We start from the raw sequence: 3162 nt of genomic DNA, 5'->3' as shown, positions 1-3162 counted from the left end.
TCGCGGTGTTCATGGATTCGAAGCTGGTCGTCGAGCAGATGTGCCGACGGTGGAAGGTCAAGCATCCGGACCTGATCGAGCTGAACGCCCAAGCACGCTCGCTGGCTTCGCGATTCGACCACATTGACTACACCTGGATTCCGCGAGCCGAGAACTCCCGCGCGGACCGGTTGGCCAACGAAGCGATGGATGCCGCCGTCGAGATACCGGCGCAGGACGACCCACCGCATGCGTCCACCGTCGGCGAGACGCAGTCGCCACCCGGCTGGACCGGTGCGCGCGGCACCGCGACGCGGCTGCTGTTGCTACGGCACGGCCAGACCGAACTGTCGGTGCAGAGGCGATATTCGGGCCGCGGCAATCCGCCGCTGACTGCAGTGGGCCGCGGGCAGGTCGAGGCTGCCGCGAGTTTCCTGGGTTCCCGCGGCGGAGTCGCCGCGGTGCTGAGTTCGCCGTTGCAGCGCTGCTACGACACGGCGACGGTGGTCGCCAAACGGCTGGGTCTCGACGTCGTGGTCGACGACGACCTGATCGAGACCGATTTCGGTGGGTGGGAAGGCCTGACCTTCTCCGAGGCGGCCGAGCGTGACCCGCAGCTTCATCGTCGCTGGCTGCGCGACACCAGCACCGAGCCGCCCGGCGGGGAGAGCTTCGATCACGTCAATCAGCGGGTTTCGCGGGCGCGCGATCGCATCATCGCCGAGCATGGCGGCAGCACGGTGTTGGTGGTCTCGCACGTGACACCGATCAAGATGTTGCTGCGCGAGGCGCTCGACGCCGGGCCGGGCATCCTCTACCGGCTGCACCTGGATCTGGCGTCGCTGAGCATCGCCGAGTTCTATCCCGACGGGGCATCCTCGGTCCGGCTGGTCAATCAGACCGGCTACCTGGGTTAGCGAACGGCGGCTCGGGGTAGTGGGCGCATCGTGGAGTGGCTAGCGTCGCACGCACTGGCCATCGGGTCAGCGTTGTTGGCGGCGCTGTTCGCCGCGGTCGGCATCGTCGTACGACAGCGGGCCATCCAGGCCCAAACCGGTGAGCTGTCGGAGGCGGAAGCGATCGTCACATCCTGGGTCCGTCAGCCGGAGTGGTGGTTCGGAGCGCTCGGCGCCGCCGGCGGATACCTGTTCCAGGCGGTGGCCTTGGCGCACGGGTCATTGTTGCTTGTGCAACCGCTGCTGGTTTCGTCGCTGCTGTTCGTGTTGCCACTCGGCGCGCGATTCTCGAATCAGCATGTGCGCGCTCGTGATTGGGGTTGGGCGCTGCTGCTGATCTTGGCGCTGACGATCTTTGTTCTGGTGGGTCAGCCGCGTGAAGGTCACTACCAGGCGCCGGGACCGGCGTGGAGCGTGGCGTTGAGCACTTCGCTGCCGGTGGTGATCATCTGTGTGTTGGCGGCGCGCCGCACCACCGGACGACGGCGCGCGATGCTGTTGGCCAGTGGCGTCGCGGTGCTTCTCGGCTTGATCGCGGTGTTGACGAAGGTCAGCGCGCTCCGACTCGCCGCTCACGGCTGGGCCGGTTTGCTCGCGGTGCCGGCGCCTTATTTGCTGGTCGCGCTCGCCGTCACAGTCACGGTGTTACAGCAGTCCGCATTTCATGCCGGCGCGTTACAGGCGTCGGTGCCGATCATGCTGGTCGGCGAGCCGGTAGTGGCGGTGTTGTTGGGGGTCGTGGTTCTCGGCGAGCACCTGGTGGTCCGCGGAATCGCGGCGGTGATCCTGGCAGCGGCCGTCGTCGCGATGACGGCCGCGACGATCGCGCTCTGTCGCGACTCGGTAACGCCCGGCCGGTCGATCGAGAAATCCGAGCAACCGGAAATGTCGCGCTAACAGCGCATTCCGAAGGTAAGCCGCCGCGTTCAAGTCCTCGTCAGCCGGCGTCGTGAAAGATCAGGCCGAGGGCATAACGCTCACCGGACCGAACGACCGACAGTCCGTGGCGTACTGCCGCGGCCGACCAGCCCCGGACGGATTGCACCGGACGATCGCGAGTGGTGAACAGGTAACCGTAGCCCTGCGGTAATTGGGTTGCGGTGCCGCGTGATTGGGCTCGCGCCCGCTGCTCGACGAGCATGAATTCACCGCCGGTGAACTCGGTGTCGGGGTCGCTCAGATTGACCACAACCTGAAGTGGAAACACCAGTTCGCCGTAGAGGTCTCGATGCAGGGCGTTCCAGTCGTCGGATCGGTATCGGAGCAACAGAGCGGTCGACCGCGTCTGGCCGGCGGCATGACACATTTCGAGCCACTCGTCGAGGGCGTCGGGCCAGGGCGCGTCGCGTCCCAACTTGGCCCACCAGTCCCGGGCGATCGGCAGCAGCCGCGGATACAACGCCTGCTTGAGTTGCTCGATCGGCTCCGGGTAGGGGGTGTGGAAATAACGGTATTGACCGGAGCCGTAGCGGCGGGGAGCCATGTCGACGGTGGAGCGGAACAGATCGTCGTCGCCGAAGTGCGTGCGAAGCCGGCGGGCCTCGGCCGGCGTCAGCAGGCGCGGCAGCAGCGCCCCGCCGAAGTCGTTGACGGTCGCGGCGATCGCGTCCCAGTCACCGCCGTCGACGCGCTTTTCCCATCGGTCCGACGGCATCGGTTCAGGCCCCCTTCGTTGCTCTCGAGACGATAAGGATGTCACCAAGGTGACAGTTGCCAGGCGATGTTGACGCCGCGCAGGTGCGCGATCAACACCTCGGAATCGACCAGCATCACGATGAGTGTCGCCAGATGGGCGCCAGCGGATCCTCGCGACCGCTCTCGCCGCGCACGGGCACTTCGATATCAGCTAGCGCGCCGAACGAGTCGTCGATTGCCCGAAGCTCGGACGCGGGGTTCGCGTCGGCGTTGGCAAGAACGCGATTCAGCAGTTGGCGGATCAGTTCGGCGCGTGACACGTCCTCCTGTGTTGCCAGCCGGTCAATGGTCGTTGTCCGCGCCTCATGGGCCGCATCGCGCATCACTGCGGTGGATCCACCTGGTGCAGCGCGGGCCTTCCGACGGTGCAAGACGCAGTTTTTGGACAGACAGGAATGAGGTGCGCGTGTCGGGGCCGACGAGTATAATCGAAAATATGTTCGAATCATTGGTCACGATCGACCTGGCTTGCTCGGAGTCGGCGCTGGTCGAGCGCATCACCGAGTTGGAGCGGGTCAAAAGCGCCGCGGCG

The 3162-nt window shown here is 66.1% G+C and carries 5 protein-coding genes; 3 read left to right on the top strand and 2 right to left on the bottom strand.

Annotated features, from left to right (window positions below; translation table 11 throughout):
* A partial coding sequence (locus tag AC2VOG_RS16025) for a bifunctional RNase H/acid phosphatase (protein ID WP_486940857.1) occupies positions 1-896 on the top strand: 896 nt, incomplete at its 5' end.
* 30 nt (positions 897-926) lie between these two features.
* Positions 927-1832, top strand: a complete 906-nt coding sequence (locus AC2VOG_RS16020; RefSeq protein WP_486940856.1) for a DMT family transporter — start codon at positions 927-929, stop codon at positions 1830-1832.
* A 40-nt stretch (positions 1833-1872) separates the two neighbouring features.
* On the opposite strand, the gene AC2VOG_RS16015 is transcribed toward AC2VOG_RS16020, so the two are convergent.
* On the bottom strand, positions 1873-2589 hold the full coding sequence (locus AC2VOG_RS16015) for a 2OG-Fe(II) oxygenase (protein WP_486940855.1): 717 nt from the start codon (positions 2587-2589) through the stop codon (positions 1873-1875).
* A gap of 115 nt (positions 2590-2704) precedes the next feature.
* A complete protein-coding gene (locus AC2VOG_RS16010; protein ID WP_486940859.1) occupies positions 2705-2953 on the bottom strand; it encodes a ribbon-helix-helix domain-containing protein in 249 nt (82 codons plus the stop codon).
* 113 nt (positions 2954-3066) lie between these two features.
* On the opposite strand from AC2VOG_RS16010, the gene AC2VOG_RS16005 reads away from it, so the two are divergent.
* Positions 3067-3162, top strand: a 96-nt coding sequence (locus AC2VOG_RS16005) for a hypothetical protein (protein WP_486940858.1), incomplete at its 3' end; no start/stop codon positions are given.

This window comes from Mycobacterium sp. TH-M11, from assembly GCF_057473725.1.
This window is presented reverse-complemented; position numbering and strand designations above follow the sequence as displayed.